The 17,043-nt window shown below is 52.8% G+C and carries 16 protein-coding genes and 4 pseudogenes; 9 read left to right on the plus strand and 11 right to left on the minus strand.

What is annotated here, in order from left to right:
- The first annotated feature begins 14 nt into the window (after positions 1-14).
- The 3 genes from ABRZ26_RS00645 (at position 15) to tyrR (ending at position 4,258) form a co-directional block, all read left to right on the plus strand.
- A complete protein-coding gene (locus ABRZ26_RS00645) occupies positions 15-1,298 on the plus strand; it encodes an oligosaccharide MFS transporter (RefSeq protein WP_319602915.1) in 1,284 nt (427 codons plus the stop codon).
- A gap of 35 nt (positions 1,299-1,333) precedes the next feature.
- Entirely contained in the window at positions 1,334-2,524 is a 1,191-nt protein-coding gene (locus ABRZ26_RS00650) for a glycoside hydrolase family 88 protein (protein WP_319602333.1), read from the plus strand.
- Between the two features lie 156 nt (positions 2,525-2,680).
- Complete coding sequence (tyrR, locus tag ABRZ26_RS00655) at positions 2,681-4,258, plus strand: transcriptional regulator TyrR (RefSeq protein WP_319602334.1); 1,578 nt, start codon at positions 2,681-2,683, stop codon at positions 4,256-4,258.
- A gap of 93 nt (positions 4,259-4,351) precedes the next feature.
- Here tyrR and ABRZ26_RS00660 read toward each other — a convergent pair whose 3' ends face one another.
- A complete protein-coding gene (locus tag ABRZ26_RS00660) occupies positions 4,352-4,903 on the minus strand; it encodes a GNAT family N-acetyltransferase (RefSeq protein WP_319602335.1) in 552 nt (183 codons plus the stop codon).
- A gap of 53 nt (positions 4,904-4,956) precedes the next feature.
- Positions 4,957-5,199: an MmyB family transcriptional regulator gene (locus ABRZ26_RS00665; protein WP_349830373.1), complete on the minus strand. Its 243-nt coding sequence runs from the start codon at positions 5,197-5,199 to the stop codon at positions 4,957-4,959.
- Between ABRZ26_RS00665 and ABRZ26_RS00670 the strand changes: the two are divergent.
- A pseudogene (locus ABRZ26_RS00670) lies at positions 5,199-5,498 on the plus strand (MFS transporter); the annotation flags it as partial. The gene ABRZ26_RS00665 and the pseudogene ABRZ26_RS00670 sit on opposite strands and share 1 nt — an antisense overlap.
- A gap of 17 nt (positions 5,499-5,515) precedes the next feature.
- Here the strand turns inward: ABRZ26_RS00670 and ABRZ26_RS00675 are convergent.
- The 5 genes and pseudogenes from ABRZ26_RS00675 to mpaA all read right to left on the minus strand — a co-directional run bounded on the left by ABRZ26_RS00675 (position 5,516) and on the right by mpaA (position 8,821).
- Positions 5,516-5,995 carry an Hcp family type VI secretion system effector gene (locus ABRZ26_RS00675; RefSeq protein WP_319602337.1) on the minus strand — a complete coding sequence of 160 codons (480 nt, stop codon included), beginning with the start codon at positions 5,993-5,995 and terminating at the stop codon, positions 5,516-5,518.
- Between the two features lie 241 nt (positions 5,996-6,236).
- Positions 6,237-6,929: pseudogene (locus ABRZ26_RS00680) on the minus strand (hypothetical protein).
- A gap of 75 nt (positions 6,930-7,004) precedes the next feature.
- Positions 7,005-7,304 (minus strand): annotated as a pseudogene (locus ABRZ26_RS00685) (hypothetical protein).
- A 226-nt stretch (positions 7,305-7,530) separates the two neighbouring features.
- A complete protein-coding gene (gene tpx / locus ABRZ26_RS00690; RefSeq protein WP_319602338.1) occupies positions 7,531-8,034 on the minus strand; it encodes a thiol peroxidase in 504 nt (167 codons plus the stop codon).
- Positions 8,035-8,071: 37 nt separating this feature from the next.
- Entirely contained in the window at positions 8,072-8,821 is a 750-nt protein-coding gene (gene mpaA / locus ABRZ26_RS00695) for a murein tripeptide amidase MpaA (RefSeq protein ID WP_319602339.1), read from the minus strand.
- Between the two features lie 175 nt (positions 8,822-8,996).
- On the opposite strand from mpaA, the gene ABRZ26_RS00700 reads away from it, so the two are divergent.
- The 3 genes from ABRZ26_RS00700 to ABRZ26_RS00710 all read left to right on the plus strand — a co-directional run bounded on the left by ABRZ26_RS00700 (position 8,997) and on the right by ABRZ26_RS00710 (position 12,290).
- Positions 8,997-10,610 (plus strand): peptide ABC transporter substrate-binding protein, encoded by a 1,614-nt coding sequence (locus tag ABRZ26_RS00700; protein WP_319602340.1) that lies wholly within the window; start codon positions 8,997-8,999, stop codon positions 10,608-10,610.
- Between the two features lie 136 nt (positions 10,611-10,746).
- Positions 10,747-11,757 carry a zinc transporter ZntB gene (gene zntB / locus ABRZ26_RS00705; protein ID WP_413587769.1) on the plus strand — a complete coding sequence of 337 codons (1,011 nt, stop codon included), beginning with the start codon at positions 10,747-10,749 and terminating at the stop codon, positions 11,755-11,757.
- Positions 11,758-12,146: 389 nt separating this feature from the next.
- Complete coding sequence (locus ABRZ26_RS00710) at positions 12,147-12,290, plus strand: hypothetical protein (protein ID WP_319602342.1); 144 nt, start codon at positions 12,147-12,149, stop codon at positions 12,288-12,290.
- A 66-nt stretch (positions 12,291-12,356) separates the two neighbouring features.
- On the opposite strand, the gene ttcA is transcribed toward ABRZ26_RS00710, so the two are convergent.
- The 3 genes and pseudogenes from ttcA to ABRZ26_RS00725 form a co-directional block, all read right to left on the minus strand.
- The gene (ttcA, locus tag ABRZ26_RS00715) at positions 12,357-13,292 is read right to left on the minus strand and encodes a tRNA 2-thiocytidine(32) synthetase TtcA (protein WP_319602343.1); all 936 of its coding nucleotides are present in this window, start codon (positions 13,290-13,292) and stop codon (positions 12,357-12,359) included.
- A gap of 52 nt (positions 13,293-13,344) precedes the next feature.
- Positions 13,345-13,416: pseudogene (locus ABRZ26_RS00720) on the minus strand (hypothetical protein); the annotation flags it as partial.
- A gap of 14 nt (positions 13,417-13,430) precedes the next feature.
- Positions 13,431-14,255 carry a helix-turn-helix transcriptional regulator gene (locus ABRZ26_RS00725; RefSeq protein WP_319602344.1) on the minus strand — a complete coding sequence of 275 codons (825 nt, stop codon included), beginning with the start codon at positions 14,253-14,255 and terminating at the stop codon, positions 13,431-13,433.
- 103 nt (positions 14,256-14,358) lie between these two features.
- Between ABRZ26_RS00725 and ABRZ26_RS00730 the strand changes: the two genes are divergently transcribed.
- The gene (locus tag ABRZ26_RS00730) at positions 14,359-15,537 is read left to right on the plus strand and encodes an MFS transporter (RefSeq protein ID WP_319602345.1); all 1,179 of its coding nucleotides are present in this window, start codon (positions 14,359-14,361) and stop codon (positions 15,535-15,537) included.
- A gap of 112 nt (positions 15,538-15,649) precedes the next feature.
- Positions 15,650-15,937 (plus strand): putative hemolysin, encoded by a 288-nt coding sequence (locus ABRZ26_RS00735; protein WP_319602346.1) that lies wholly within the window; start codon positions 15,650-15,652, stop codon positions 15,935-15,937.
- 40 nt (positions 15,938-15,977) lie between these two features.
- Here the strand turns inward: ABRZ26_RS00735 and ABRZ26_RS00740 are convergent, their stop codons facing one another.
- Entirely contained in the window at positions 15,978-16,970 is a 993-nt protein-coding gene (locus ABRZ26_RS00740) for a 2-hydroxyacid dehydrogenase (protein ID WP_319602347.1), read from the minus strand.
- Positions 16,971-17,043: the final 73 nt, after the last annotated feature.

Below are 17,043 nucleotides of genomic sequence, written 5' to 3' on the forward strand. Positions count from 1 at the left end.
TATTGCAGGTGGATATAAAAATGATCACTGCCGAAAATAAAGCAAGTTATTACAAGATGAGCGCGGTTATATTCCTCTATTTTTTTACCTGGTCGGCGAGCGTGGGGCTATTAGCCATCTGGCTGGGCGAAAAGTCGGGCTTAAGCGGTTCCGTCATCGGAACGGTGTTTGCCGTTAATGGCATTTTCTCGGTTATCTTAAAACCGGTATACGGCTACATCATGGATAAAATCGGCATGAGCAAAGCCTTGCTGTATTTCATCGTCGTGATGTCCGCATTGATGGCGCCGTTTTTTGTGTATGTTTATCAACCGCTGCTGCTCAGCCACACCATGCTGGGGATTATTGTCGGGGCCATCTATCTCAGTTTTGCCTGGTATGCCGGGGTTGCCGCCTGTGAGTCCTATGCCGATCGCTACAGCCGGATGAACGGTCTGGAGTTCGGTCAGGTGCGGATGTGGGGATCGCTCGGCTGGGCCATCGCCGCGTCATTCTCCGGCGTGCTGTTTAATATTTCCCCCGCCTATAACTTTATCCTCGGCAGTATTGCGTCCGTCATTATGCTGCTGGTGCTGCTCACGCTGAAAGTGGATAGCGCCAGCGAACAGGCGCTTACCGTGTTATCCAGGGAAAAAATTGTATTTGCCGATGTGGTGGCGCTGGTGCGTACCGGTAAATTCTGGGCCTTCTGTCTGTATGTGGCGGGCGTCGTCTGGATGATGTTTATTGCCGAGCAGCAATTCTCACGTTTCTTTGTGACGTTTTTCAGCACCAGAGAGCAGGGGAACGCCATATTCGGCTATCTCAGCACCGTTCAGTCCGGGCTGGAATTTCTGATGTATATGGTGATCCCTTTTATTGTTAATTACTTCGGCGCCAAGAAAGGGCTGCTGTTTGTCGGCGTACTGGTCGGCGCGCGCCTGATCGCCTCCGGATTAAGCGACAGCCACCTGATTATTTCGGTCATTAAACCCCTCTATGGCCTGGAGCAGTCCATGCTGCTGGTTTCCGTCTTCAAATATATTGCCGAGCATTTTGATAAACGGATCAATTCCACCATGTATCTGCTGGGCTACCAGGCGATGATTTATGTCGGCAACGTGGTGATCTCCTCGCCGGCCGGCATCCTCTACGACCGCATCGGTTTTGAGCGAACCTACATCATTATGGGCGCGATTGCGCTGGTCTTTACGCTGATTTCCGCATTCACGCTTTCCGCCTGTCATAGCCGACGTCATCCGGCGGTGCTTCCGGAGCAGGATGAGGTTATCGATAAGCCTCCGGTGCTCAAACATTAATCTCTATTTTATTCAACGTGAAAGGGGAGAAACCCATGGCTGTTGATGTGACTAAAGAGCCGCTGAAAACCGCGACATCCGCGGAGATTGACCGTACTGCCTTACAAAACGACCTGAATCGCGCACGCGCGCGAGTACTTGGCATTATCGACCGCAATATGCAGCGCTTCGGCGAGCGTTTTCCCGCTGAAACCGGCGCCGACGGCTACTATCCGCTGACTGAAAATGTTGAATGGACGACCAGTTTCTGGACGGGGCAACTCTGGCTGGCATGGGAAATGACGGGGGATGAAAAATATCGTCATCTGGCGGAAAAGCATGTCCGCTCTTTCGGCGCCAGGATCGCAGGGCGCCGGGATACGGAAACGCACGATCTCGGCTTTTTGTATACCCTGTCCTGCGTGAGCGCCTGGCGGCTGACCGGCGATCGTGAAGCGCGCGGATTCTCCCTGCTGGCGGCGGAAGCGTTGCTGGAACGTTTTCACCCTAAGGCGCAGATTATCCAGGCCTGGGGCGACCTACAGGATCCCGAACTGGCGGGAAGGATGATTATCGACTGCAATATGAATCTTCCTCTCCTGTACTGGGCCTCGGAACAAACCGGCGACAGACGCTTTGCCGATGCCGCGACGGCGCATGCCCATCAGGCCGCCCGTTACCTGATACGGCCGGATGCCTCGACTTATCATACCTACTATATGGACACCGCGACCGGGAAACCCCGCTTCGGCAATACACAGCAAGGCTATGCCGACGACTCCTGTTGGTCGCGCGGGCAGGCGTGGGGAATTTACGGCTTTTTGCTCAGCTATCGTTATACCGGCGAGAAAGAGATGGTCGAACTGGCAAAATGTCTCGCCAATTACTTTCTCAACCGCTTGCCGGAAGACGGCGTCTGTCATTGGGATCTGGCGCTGCTAGGCACCGAGGCGTTGCGTGACAGCTCATCGGCGGCCATCGCGGTGTGCGGTTTGCTGGAATTGGTGAAACAACTGCCGGTTTCCGATCCTGACCGGGCGGTCTATGAACAGTGGGCGCTGTTTATTATGACGTCGCTTAACCGGCATTATCTGGCGCAGGAACATGATCCCTGCGACGGCGTGCTGAAACACTCGGTTTATCATCTGGCCAGCAATAAAGGCGTGGATGAATGCAGTAGCTGGGGAGATTATTTTTATGTGGAGGCCCTGACCCGATTGTGCATGCCATGGAAGCCCTATTGGTGATGTTTTTTTCAACCGCATTGGGAAACGCGGCGCACCGGGCGTGCGCTGCTTGCCGGGTTGTCAACTTTTGCTGACACTTTACTTCATCCGAAGCGGATGAAAGGGTATTATCGGTAATTATTGCCCTGTCGCATAAGTTGAGGAAGGTAGTCATTGATGCGTCTGGAAGTTTTTTGTGAAGACCGTATTGGTCTGACCCGCGAATTGTTGGATCTTCTGGCGTCACGCAATATTGATTTGCGCGGCATAGAAATCGATCCTATCGGCCGGATTTACCTTAATTTCGCTACGCCGGATTTTGATGATTTTCGTGTATTGATGGCGGAAATTCGCCGTATTAAAAGCGTCAGCGATGTTCGCACCGTGGCCTTTATGCCTTCGGAACGTGAACACCGGGCGTTGAACGCGCTATTGGAGTCAATGCCGGAAGCGGTGTTATCCCTCGACATGAAAGGTAAGATTGAGTTGTCTAATCCCGCGGCTGTCCGTCTGTTTGATAGTACGGCGGAAAAGCTGCGCAATCTGACCATCTCAAACCTGGTCGCCGGATATAATTTCACCGATTGGCAGGAGCAGGGTAGCCAGTCGGTTACGCAGCGCGTGGTGATCCACGGACAGGATTTCCTGCTGGAAATCACGCCGATTCATCAGCAAGACGATGAGGGTAAAAAATCGCCGGCCGGCGCGCTGGTTATGTTGAAATCCGCAGCGCGGATGGGACGGCAATTACAGGATTTATCCGTCAATGACGACGGCGCATTTGATCATATCGTGGCGGTCAGCCCTAAAATGCGCCAGGTGGTCGAACAGGCGCGTAAGCTGGCGATGCTGGATGCGCCGTTGCTCATCGTCGGGGAAACCGGCACCGGTAAAGACATGCTGGCCCAGGCCTGTCACTTGCGCGGCCCGCGCGGCAAGCAGCCGTTTTTGGCGTTGAACTGCGCGGCATTGCCCGATGACGTCATGGAAAGCGAACTTTACGGATACGCGCCGGGCGCCTATCCCAACGCGCTGGAAGGTAAAAAAGGCTTTTTCGAGCAGGCGAACGGCGGGTCGGTGCTGCTCGATGAAGTCGGCGAGATGTCGGCGCAGATGCAGATCAAACTGCTGCGTTTTCTCAATGACGGGACGTTTCGCCGGGTCGGCGAAGATCACGAAATCCATGTCGATGTCCGGGTCATCTGCGCGACGAAGAAAAATCTGCTGGAAATGGTGCAACGCGGCGAGTTTCGTGAAGACCTCTATTACCGCCTCAATGTGCTGACCCTGACGCTGCCCCCGTTGCGTGAACGTCCGGCCGACATCATGCCGCTGACGGAACTGTTCGTGGCGCGCTTTGCCGATGAGCAAGGCATTGCGCGGCCAAAACTGACCGCCGATTTGCGCCACGCGCTGCCGCAATACGGCTGGCCGGGTAATATTCGTCAGCTAAAAAATACCCTCTATCGCGCGCTGACGCAGTTGGAAGGCCATGAACTGCGGATGCGGGATATTGAATTGCCGGCGTTTTCGGTTGATATCCCGCAAAGCGAGGAACTCCTGGAGGGATCGCTGGACGATATCAGCAAGCGTTTTGAACGTTCGGTGTTAATCCGCTTGTACCAAACCTATCCCAGCACGCGAAAACTGGCGAAACGGCTGGGCGTCTCGCACACGGCAATTGCCAATAAGCTGCGGGAATACGGCCTGGGCGGACGAAAAGCCGCCGGCGACGAAGAGGAATCAAACGACTAGAGCGTCGGTATAACGCGTCGGGCAAAAGGCTTGCCCGACGCGATGACGACGGAAGAGGAAACCTCACGCCGGATTTCGACGTTACGCTGTAACTTAATCCTTGTTGTCGATATCGGCGGGAATCAGAGAGTACATGGCGGCGTCGATCGGACGTCCGCCGACAATAAGCCGGTTTCTGGCGATACCCTCGAAGCGCGCGCCGACCTTTTCCGCAATGCGGCGACTGGGGCGGTTATGTTCTCCCGCCACAATTTCCAGACGGGTTAGCCCCAGTTGGCCGAAACCGAAGCGAATGATGATTTCCGCCGCTTCCTGCGCGATCCCTTGCCGCTGCGCGGATTGCCGCACCCAATAGCCGATATTGCCCATCTGATAGATTGGCTGAATATTATTGATGCTGACAGCGCCGACCAGTTCGCCTGATGTCTGATTAAATATGCCGAAGTCAAAGGCGGTTCCGGCCTGAATATGACGCTGGCTTTGCATCACCCACTGCGTGCATTTGGCGGCGTCATACTCCTGGCTGCACCAGGACAACCAACGGCCCACGGTTGCCAATGATTCCTGCGTCGCGTTCACAATATGCGGAATATCATCGGCGGTATAAGGACGGATGAGCAACCGTGGCGTGGTTAAAGAAAACATAGAGCTAATCTCCATTGATAAAAAAGAAATAACCTGCCGGGGGATCCATTCGTTCAGACAGGAAAATCAAGCTGCGACAACTTTTCCAGTAGCTGTTTATCTTGCTCTTCGCTCGGCATATATACCAGCATACGATCGCCATTGTTCGACGCGCTCCACCAGTTAATCTGTCGCAACGAAATCATGCCCAACTGCGGATGCAGGAAACGTTTTAATTTGTCGTTGACGCCTTGAATCTCGTAGCGCTGATGCCATAACTGGCGGAAAGTTTCAGATTCATCCAGATAGCGTTGCAGTTGTTATGCGTGGTTTGCTGATACTGATGGCGACGTTAGCGATAATGTGGCCGACGCCAACGATTTTCGGCCTGCTGCCCGCGACGATGCTGGTCGGCTTCGGCCAGGCGTTTATCGTCAGCAGTTTCTTCCGTATCGGCTTATCCGATATCCCGCGCTCGCATGCCGGTTCCGGCAGCGCGCTGTTGTCCACGGTGCAGCAGGCCTCGTATGGCATGGGGCCGATCATATTAGGTACGGTGCTGGCGCAGATGCTGCATGCCACCCATGGCGACTATGCGACGGCGCTGATTGCCTCCTATGATGCCCGTCGTTATCAGTCACAGGCGCGATCATTCCACGTGTCGCGATAGATAATATTTCCTTCCGTGTACTTCCAAGTGATCGCCTCATAACGCAATTCGAGCGTTTCAAGGTGAGTACTACTCATACCGTTAGGAGACAGGTATGGCGCGACCGTTGTGAACTTGACATTTTCCAGAATGATATTGAAATACTCGGCCTCAATGCCTGATTCCAGAATACGGTACATCTTGATTGTCGCCTTCTTCATAGTTCGACCTTCGCAGACCGCGCGGTACAGGAGTGGTGTTGTCTGATCAAATTCCTTCACTATCGTAATAGGACGGTGAACGCGCGTACCTGTAAGTTTTCCCCAGCTCGGATCAACAGGAATAGTTACACCGTGGGAGAATGATTTTAACTCGATAGAGCCCAAGCGCAGTGGCATTAAACAACTGCCAACAATCGGAGAGCTATTTTCATCTTCAAGCCACAAATGTGCGGGAGTAGACATGTAATTTCCTTATAGATAAGCTTTAGATAACACTAGTTTTCAAGAGGTGTCACTATTTCACGTAGCGACTAAAAATAACCAGCATGAATATGAGAAAAATGGGTACAGGCCATATAGGGCCATCAGGGAAAAATTGTACCAAGACGACTGCGAATATGAGTGTTAGTAATGCAGGGCCATACATCGAAAATAATGACTTGATCAATCGCTTAAAAATTCTTCTAATAAGGTTCATCATATCTTACCGAATCATCCTGGTGATGATGTCTGCAATACCACCATCCGATGCCCATGGTGCTTTAAGCGCCTCAGCCCGCTCAAACAGTGGTTCGATAAAGAAATACATCATTTCTAGCTCTTGAACATATAGCGCAGCGTAGTAAGCGGGGTACGTAAAACGAAGGCGATGTGCGCTATCTGCCGCTTTCTGAACGACACCATATATACCAACTGAAGCGATTCCTCTCGATACCCAACCGCCTACTAACGAACTGATTTCAAGACTTAAATTCATGCCAACGGCGACAGATGATGCTGCCGCTAAAGCGAATCCGGCGTTTGTGAGTGAGCTTGCGGCAATATGGATATTCACTGCCATTAACATTTTTTTTATATGATCTATTTGATTGGATGTTTTGTACCGAAATATTTCTTCAAAGTAGATTTTAAGCATTTAATATACAACATCCTCACGTCTCAGAATATGGTAAACACCTTTAGCGAATCGGATATCCTCGATCTTTTGTTGTTGGCAGACATCCTGATATTCATCAGTAAAGCAGGATGTATAATATAACGCACGCGTTGCACCTGCATCTATCGTTTCAATCTGATTTGATACGGCCTTTCCTACGTCTATTAATACGTGGTCGAGTTTTAATGCAAGAATTTTATTAGCCTGCAAATAATTGATAACTTCATTGCTGTAGTACATAATCGCTCCTTGCTTATTTTCATTAAATCCAATTGTTCATTTTTGTCCACGGGAAAACGTCCGGTAAACAGTCGGTCACGAAACTGAAAATAATTCAGCCAGTTCACTTATCGAATCCTGACCACTTTCATGCATCCAGCATAATTCCTTCTGTTGTTTATCAGGCAGCTTTGGCAGTTTCCCTCATAATGTCCCCTTTGCCTGGGCGAGGTCATACCTTCGGGGGGTACGCAGCCGTATAAGGCCACATTCAAACAGTCCCTTATCGGTATTTCGGTCCGGGGTCACTCCCAGGCTGGCTAGGGCTTCATGTTGTGCGGCCAGATCCTGACGGTCAGTTGAACATCGGACATAACCAATGCGTATTTCTGTCATAAATATGTATGGCTATTAGGGGTCGTGAAAGAAATTATTATCGTACCAGTTATATGAGACAACATCAGCCGTGATTTTCTCTGAGGCAGAAATTGAATTTTCACTGTCCGCAGAACGATCCTCTTACGAACATGATTAATCGGGGTCAGAGTGACAACAAAAAATCCGCTAGCCTTGCGGCCGGCGGATTTTTAGCGGTCGGAAACAGATCTGAGGCTTTACGGGATTATTTCAATGCCGCCAGCGCGTTATCATAATCCGGCTCGGTGGTGATTTCGTTCACCAGCTCGCTATAGATGACATTATCGCTCTCATCCAGGATGATCACGGCGCGAGCCGTTAACCCTTTCAGCGCGCCGTCGGCAATGGCGACGCCATAGTTTTCTTTGAACTCAGCGCCACGCAGCGTGGAAAGCACCACGACGTTGTTCAATCCTTCCGCCCCGCAAAAACGGGCTTGCGCAAACGGCAGGTCGGCGGAGATGCACAATACGACCGTGTTATCCAATTCCGAGGCCAACTGGTTGAATTTGCGCACGGACGCGGCGCAAACGCCGGTGTCGATGCTAGGGAAGATATTTAGGATTTTACGTTTGCCAGCATAGCTGCTGAGAGAGACGTCTGACAGGTCTTTGGCAACCAGTGTGAAGGCTTGGGCTTTGTCGCCTTTTTTCGGGAAAGTGCCGGCCAGCGGCACTGGATTGCCTTGAAAATGTACGTTCTGTGACATGTATGCGTCCTCTAATTACAGGTGGTTAACATGCTGCTCAGTTTAAGGTAACGTCGGCAACATTGGTATCAAAATTATGACATAACAATGTGACCATTGCATTGAGGTAACATTCGCTGGCGGCATCCGACGATATCGGCGGCAGCTCCGCGGTAACACAGGGCAGCTGCCGATCGGCGCACCAACTGCCGAAAGAGCCGGGCGTGTCGTAACCGACGTCGCGAACCAACGGCAAGTCGAACTGCCGCGCCAGCCAATGCCCCATAGGCGAAAGGTTCGGATCATCAATACACGCGAGAGGCTCATGAAAAGAGACAACCCAGGCGGGATTAAGTTTCTCAATCAGGTCGCAAAGCGCCTTTGTTTCCGGTTCGGAAGCCGGCGTTTGCCCGGCGGATAACGTCACATCCCGTTGGTCGGCGTCGCTATTCCAGCGATATACGGTATCACCCGGCCGCCAGTTGCCGGCGGGGAAATTGCGATTCAGATCGACGCCGTTGGCATTGGATCGTAAGCCCAACTGACAGCCATCGGGGTTAACCGCGAGCACCACATGATGTTTACGCTGCCCCGGCAACAGGGTGCGCAACGCACAAGACAGCGTGATGATGGATGCCGTTTCTTCCCCGTGCGTTCCCGCGATTATCAGTCCGCTGTCGCGCTGCGGCAATTCGGCCGGAAAATAGAGTAGCGGCGCGCCCAGCAGCGATTTCCCATAAGGCTCTCCCAGCGAAAGAAGATTGCCGCGCAAATGGCGAGCACGCAGGGCGATAGTGTTATTGGCCATATCTCCGCCTATTAATGTCTGCAACCCTCTCATCATAACGGCTGAGTTTGAAAATAGCATCTATGCCGCGGATTTCGCCGAATACGGCGATATGCATGGTTAGCGCTGGCCGCTATGCGGGTTTTCTGACTATTATATTATTTAGTAACCTCATCATTCTCCGAGATAAATTATTATGCGATTTGCTCATTCTGCATTATATGCCGCGCTGTTGGCGGCCGCCGCGAACGCCGGCGCGGCGCAGGTTCCGGCTGGCACCCAGTTGTCCGAAAAACAGGAAATAGTTCGTCACATTAAGGATGAGCCCGCATCGCTGGATCCGATAAAAGCGGTAGGTCTGCCGGAAGCGCAGGTCGCGCGCGATCTGTTTGAGGGGCTGGTCAATCAGGATGAGCACGGCAATATTATTCCGGGCGTCGCTCAACGTTGGCAAACCAGCGATAACCGCACCTTTATCTTTACCTTACGTAATGATGCGCGCTGGTCTAACGGCGATCCGGTGACGGCGCAGGATTTTGTCTATAGCTGGCGGCGTTTGGTCGCGCCAGAGAACTCGTCGACGTTCGCCTGGTTTGCGCGTTTGGCCGGGATAACGAACGCCGGCCAGATCATCGATGGCAAACTACCGGCCGATCAACTGGGCGTGACGGCGATTGACGACCATACGCTGAAAGTACAGCTCAGCAGACCGGTGCCTTATTTTGTCAGTCTGACGGCCAATTTCAGCCTGTTCCCGGTTCATCAGGCGACGATAGAAAAATACGGCCGCGATTGGACGAAGCCCGGTAATCTGGTGGGCAACGGCGCATTCAAATTACAGGAGCGGGTCGTCAACGAAAAACTGGTGCTGGCGCCGAATGCGTATTATTGGGATCACGCCAACACCCAATTAACCAAGGTCACTTTCGTGCCGATTAATCAGGAGTCGAATGCGACCAAACGCTATTTGGCCGGCGATATCGACATTACCGAGTCGTTCCCCAAGAATCAGTATCGGAAGCTGTTGAAGGATTTGCCTGGTCAGGTCTATACGCCGGAGCAACTGGGAACCTATTACTACGCCTTTAATACCCAGCGCGCGCCCACAAGCGACGTGCGCGTGCGCAAAGCGCTTTCCTATACGATCGATCGCAAAATCATTGCGGAAAAGGTATTGGGAACCGGTGAAAAACCCGCCTACCACTTAACGCCCGACGTGACCGCCGGTTTCAAGCCGACAAAGAGCCTGTTGCAACAATATTCTCAGGCGGAACTGGATGCGCAGGCCAAGGCGCTGATGGCCGCCGCCGGCTACGGCCCCGGTAAACCGCTGAAACTCTCGCTGTTGTATAATTCATCGGAAAGCCACCAGAAGATCGCTGTCGCCGTGGCGTCAATGTGGAAAGCTAAATTGGGCGTCGAGGTAAAATTAGCGAATCAGGAGTGGCAGACATATATTGATAGCCGCAACAGCGGTAATTTTGACGTGGTGCGCGCGTCATGGGTCGGGGACTACAATGAGGCCTCCACTTTTTTGTCGCTACTTACCTCGCAGCACAGCGGCAATCTGTCCCGATTCAAAAGCGCCGATTATGACCGCTTGCTGGAAGAAGCGAGCAATCAAACCAATGCGCAGGCGTTGAATGATGATTACAACCGGGCCGAGCAAATTCTGATGGAAGAGGCGCCGATTGCGCCGATCTATCAATACACCAACGGACGTTTGATTAAGCCCTGGGTTAAAGGTTATCCCATCGCCAACCCTGAAGATGTGGCGTACAGCCACACGCTTTATATCATCAAGCACTGAAATAAACGCCTTGCCCCGTCTCTCCGCTTCGTCCCCTGATGGGGGATGAGGTGGGAACTGCGCTTTTTCGGTTTGGTGCCGGAGGAGAGATCCGAGGCGCGTATTACTGTGAATCAGCGAGAAAATAACGGACAAGATGTATGGATCCTCACCGGAGGCGAATGTGGAACCCTTTGAAGGAAAAGAACTGCAAAATACCGGTGCCGTTTACGCCTATCAGTTAAACGGCAAAGGCGGGATCGTCCCGATAGGCCATGATGAGGTCGTGACCAGCGCCACGCCTTGCTGGTTGCACCTTGATTCGACGAAACCGGATAGCGCGAACTGGCTGACTGAAACCAGCCTGGTGCCGGACAGCGTGCGCGATGCGCTGTTGGGCGAGAGCGTTCGGCCCAGAGTGACGCGTCTGGGCGAGGGGACGATGATTACGTTGCGCAGTATCAACCGCAATGAAAACGCGCGGCCGGACCAACTGGTCGCCCTGCGAATTTTTATTACCGATACGCTGATCATTTCTACCCGCAGACGCAAACTCTCGGCTATCGATGAAGTGCTGGAGGATTTGCATGCGGGACATGGTCCGACCGATAGCGGAAGCTGGCTGGTTTCCATTGCGGAGGCGCTGACCGACCACGCCAGCGATTTTATCGATGATTTGCATGAAAGCATCATCGTGCTTGAGGAAGATCTGCTGGAGCAGAAAACGCCGCAGCAGGGCGAACTGGCGCTGATCCGCAAACAATTAATCGTATTACGGCGTTATATGACGCCGCAGCGCGATGTTTTTTCTCGTCTTTCCGTGGAGAAATTCCCCTGGATACAGGATGACGATCGTCGCAGAATGCAGGAAATCTCCGACAGATTGGGCCGCGGGTTGGAAGATCTGGATGCCAGCATTGCGCGCACCACCGTGTTATCGGATGAAATCACCACGCTGATGACCGACGCCATGAACCGGCGAACCTATACCATGTCGCTTATGGCGATGGTTTTTTTACCCACGACCTTTTTAACCGGCTTATTCGGCGTCAATTTGGGCGGAATGCCAGGCAGCAGTTCCCCGTTTGGATTCGGCGTATTTTGTCTGATGTTGGTAGGATTAGTCGTGGGCGTTGCCTGGTGGTTAAAACGTAGTAAATGGTTATGAGAATAGGATAAGCGTTATTGTGTAATCCCTCACAGATGTCCTGCGGGAATTGAAAAAAAGCCGTCTATATTGAGCGATATCAACATTTTTCGCGCTATTGTACGGCACTATCATTCCCGCAGGTGAATGCAACGTCAAGCGATGGGCGTTGCGCTCCATATTGTCTTACTTCCTTTTTTGAATTACTGCATAGCACAATTGATTCACACCATGCCGACGATTTCGTCGGCATTTTTTTACGTGCCAATTTCCCCCCAGTCGCCGCGTTTTGGCGATTTTCCGCACAGCTTCTATGCTTAATGGGTAAGCGCCGGATCCGCTAAGCCAGTCTGACCGAGATTGCAGTAGCGGAATTTGACGTCATTTCATCCAACGCCGAGGAGAGAGGTATGTCTATTCAGAGCGCGGCTGAATATCCGCTTGTTGATACGATCCCCACCGACCCGATCCCTATCCCGGATCCATTGCCTAAGCCGCCGCCGATCCCGGATCCCGAACCTAAACCGATTCTCGACCCGCCGCCGCACCGCTGATCAACGCGTTATTCCCGGGCCTGCGCCGGCATTCCGCGCGCAGGCAACCGGTCGGTTTGCTCAAGGCTATTTGATTTCCAGCACGTCGAGCCGGGTCGGCGCCGCCGCTTCGTCGTCGTCATCGGGTTGCCAGCCCGCCGGTTGCAGGGGGAGCTCTTCACGGTCAAAGGCCAGGTCGCCGCCGCCAATGACTTCGCCGCCGTGATGGATGCTTTTGAAATCAAACAGCGCGTGATCGGCAAGGTGGGAAGGCACCACATTTTGCATCGCGCTGAACATGGTTTCGATACGACCGGGATAGCGTTTATCCCAGTCGCGCAGCATGTCTTTGATTACCTGGCGCTGTAAATTGGGCTGCGAGCCGCAAAGATTACAGGGGATAATCGGATACTGGCGCGCTTCGGCAAAACGCTCGATATCCTTTTCACGGCAATAGGCCAGCGGACGAATAACCACATGTTTGCCGTCGTCGCTCATCAGCTTGGGCGGCATACCTTTCAATTTCCCGCCGTAGAACATGTTCAGAAACAGCGTTTGCAGTATGTCGTCACGGTGGTGGCCGAGTGCGATTTTGGTGGCGCCCAGTTCGGTCGCCGTGCGGTACAAAATGCCGCGACGCAGGCGTGAGCACAGCGAACAGGTGGTTTTGCCCGCCGGAATTTTCTCTTTAACAATGCCGTAGGTGTTCTCTTCGACGATCTGGTATTCAATGCCGATGCCGTCAAGATACTGCGGTAAGACATGTTCAGGAAAACCGGGCTGCTTCTGGTCAAGATTGACGGCAACCAGTGAAAAGTCGACCGGCGCGCTTTGTTGCAGGTTCCGCAGAATCTCCAACATGGTAAAACTGTCCTTACCGCCCGACAGGCAAACCATAATGCGGTCGCCTTCTTCAATCATGTTGAAATCGGCGATAGCCTCACCCACGTTACGACGCAGACGTTTTTGAAGTTTGTTCAAATTGTACTGCTGCTTTTTGTTAACTTGCTGCTGTTCTTCCATTTTTACGTGCTCGTTTTGGCCGGTGCGCCACAGGGTCGATAGTTGTCGTGCAGGTTTTTAACCAACATGCATAAGTATGGCGTGTATGGTACGGATTACGACGACGAATGCCAGATCGTTTTACTTTTGGCGCGGCGGTTAGCTGTTCATCAGCCATGCATCAAAAACCGCATCGGCTGTTTTTTCGGCGGCGTAATAGACCAGCCGCAGGTGCCGTTCTTCGTCAATGGTGAGCGTTGTGTGCTCAAAGACGATCTCGCCAATATCCTCGATCATCAAGGCGCGCGCTCCGGTACATGAACCCTGAACGTCCTGCTGGTGCCAGTCACGCTTAAAATCAGGTGAGATCTTCTCAAGATTTTTAACCAATTCATGAATGTCATGCGCTGCCGGCGCGCGGGCGAAGTCGCGTTTGAAACTGGCTAAAATAAGCGGCGCCTGCTGCTCCCAGGGATAAAACAGCCTTTGCGTCTCCGGATTGATGTACAGCATCCACAGTAGATTTCGCTGCTCCGCGGGTTGAGATGAAAAATGAAAAACGCGGTCCGCGGCGTGGTTCCATGTCAGCACATCCCAGCGCAGATTGAGTACATACACCAAACGGCGGGGTAAATCGGCAATCAGACGATGTACCAACGGGGGAACCTCGCAAACCGTTTTACCATTTTCGGCCGGCGGGCGCTGATGGGCGAGCAGGTACAGATGGCGACGCTCTGCGGCATCCAGTTTAAAAATAGTCGCCAGGCGGTCCAGAAAATAACCGGAAGCGCCAATGTCGCGGCCTTGTTCCAGCCATGTGTACCATGTCAATCCGACGCCCGCCAATGCCGCGACTTCTTCCCGTCGTAATCCCGGCGTTCGACGACGAGCGCTCGTCGGCAGCCCGACATCAAGTGGGGAAATGCGTTCTCTGTGTTTGCGCAAGAATTCCGCCAAATCGGCGCGGGTACGTGGTGCCGCCATCGTATTACCTTTAGTAATAGCATAATTGCTTAAATTGTAACCCTATAAGCGTTCGCGGAATATAGCGTCTACGTTATTGGCGAATCTATATTCGGAGAGAATTATGCAGCAAAAAAACCATCAAACGCTGGTTTACTTCATTTCGCTGGGAGCGTTCGCGCTGGGTATGGCGTCGTATGTAACGGCCGGACTAATCCCGTTGATTGGGCAAAGTTTTTCAATTCCTGTAGCCATTGCCGCCCAGTTGGTTACTGCGTTTACGCTGGCTTATGGATTAGGTTCGCCATTAGTGGTCGCCATTCTCCCGGCGGGCAGACAACGAGAAGGGCTGCTGTGGTCGCTGGCGTTATTTGTCTGCGCGAATGCGGCGAGCGCGCTGGCCGCCAATATGACGATGTTACTGATATTTCGCGCGCTGGCCGGTATCGGCGCCGGCGTCTACCTTGCGACCGGCATTGCAACCGCAGCCGCGCTTTCCGGTGCTAATGCGCGCGGTAAATCGATTGCGATTCTGATGGGCGGAATGGCAAGTGGCACAGTGCTGGGCGTGCCGTTAAGTTTGATCGTGGCGAACAGGGCCGGATGGCAATCTGCGCTGTGGCTGATTGCCGGATTAGGCTTGATAACGTTGATCGGGCTTTGGCGCAAACTGCCACCGGTTTTTCCTGCGACCGCAGAGGTATCCATCAGCCGGAAATTGTCGATTTTACGCGATCGCAACGTGTCGGCGATTTTACTGGTGTCTTTTCTGGCCGCGATCGCCAGCCTGGGAATGTATACCTTTATGGCGCCGTTCATGATGTCCTATCCTGATGTGCGCTCGGTCGTTCCGTGGCTCTGGCTATGGGGCGTCGGCGGCATCCTGGGAAGCGTTCTTATTGGCGCGCTGACCAATCGAATAGGCGGGCCAACGCTGACTCTGGCCATCATGGGAATCTTAACGCTTTCGCTGTTTGCAATGCCCATCGTGATGCAGTGGAGCCTGTGGCTGATGATTATTCCCGTGACGCTTTGGGGCATGGTAGGGTGGGCATTGCAGGTTCCGCAAAATCATGAACTTATTCGCGTCAGAGAAAACACCGGCGACGGCAATTTGGCCGTGGCGCTGAATGAATCCGCGCTTTATCTCGGCAGCGCGGTCGGGGCGTCGGCCGGCGGTCTGATATTATCCTTTAATCTGGACGTGTTCCTGTTGCCGATTATAGCGGCGGGATTGGCGTTTATCGGCATGCTGATTCAGATTGGCATCAGAAAAAAATCGGCGCCCGACGCGCTTTATTGATCTTTTACCGTATTCTCGCATTTATCGGTGTGACAGTGAAATAAGGTGTGATAAATAGGGTGGGTCAAAGCCATTAATCGCTTCACACAATAAAACGATCCGGAGCCAGAGAATGAAATATTATCACTGGTTATTCACTGCCGCTGTCCTGGTATTGGCTGGTTGCAGCAATAGTGAAGAAACCACCGCCGTCACGCCGCATCATTCTACATTGAATAATAACGACGCCACCCTGTCGCTGAAAAGCGATTCGCCTGCGGATGCGAGTTGTTCATTAATGGGCGGCACGATGGCGCTATCCAGGCAGTTAAACGGCGCCAGCGTGGGAACCTGCCAGTTGGCCAATGGCAAACGTTGCGATGAGCGGTCATTAATCAACGGTACCTGTCCCGCCGGTTGATCCCTGCGAAAGCGCCAGGCCGCCGCAGGGAGGGTAACGTCTACGGATTCAACAGGTTAGGGCATTCCTCATCCTTGCTTATCTGACGCAGGTTTTGCAGTGTGGTCTGCGAAATACTGGTCAGCGCCTCTTCCGTCAGGAAAGCCTGATGGCCGGTAAACAATACGTTATGACAGGCGGACAGACGGCGGAAGACATCATCCTGAATCACGTCGTTGGATTTATCCGCGAAGAACAGGTCGCGTTCGTTCTCATAGACGTCCATTCCCAGCGCGCCGATTTTCTGTTGCTTCAGCGCGTCAATCGCGGCCTGCGAATCGATTAAGCCGCCGCGGCTGGTATTGACGATCATCACGCCGTTTTTCATCTGCGCGAACGCGCTCTGATTCAGCAGATGGTGGTTTTCCGGCGTCAGCGGGCAGTGAAGCGAAATCACATCCGAGCGGGCATACAGCGTTTTCAGATCCACGTATTCCGCGCCCAACTCCAGAGCCTGTGGGTTCGGATAGGGATCGAACGCCAGCAGACGCATACCAAAGCCCTTCAGGATCCGCATGGCGGCGATACCGATTTTCCCGGTGCCGATGATGCCCGCGGTGCGGTTGTGCATATTGAATCCGATCAATCCTTCCAGCGAAAAGTTGGCGTCGCGGGTACGCTGATAGGCGCGGTGGATGCGGCGGTTCAGACACATCATCATCCCCACGGCGTGTTCGGCGACGGCTTCAGGCGAATAGGCCGGCACCCGAACCACTTTTATGCCCAGTTCTTTGGCGGCATCAAGATCGACGTTGTTAAAACCCGCGCAACGCAATGCCAATATTTTTATTCCCAGCTCGGCCAGTTCAGTCAACACCTCGCGGCCGCCGTCGTCGTTAACGAAAATGCACACGGCCTGACAGCCCGCAGCCGTCGTGGCCGTACGCGTGGTTAACATAAAATCAAAAAATTCGATTTGATAGCCAAACTGCTGGTTAACCTGCTCTAAATACTTACGATCGTATTGTTTAGTACTGTAAACTGCCAATTTCATAGCGTGTTTCTCCGCAAAGTCCTTTGGTTAAGCTATCAGAAAATACTGAAGAGACAAACTATTGCTTGACTAA

This window comes from Brenneria sp. L4-2C (genome assembly GCF_040240335.1).
Lineage (GTDB): Bacteria > Pseudomonadota > Gammaproteobacteria > Enterobacterales > Enterobacteriaceae > Brenneria.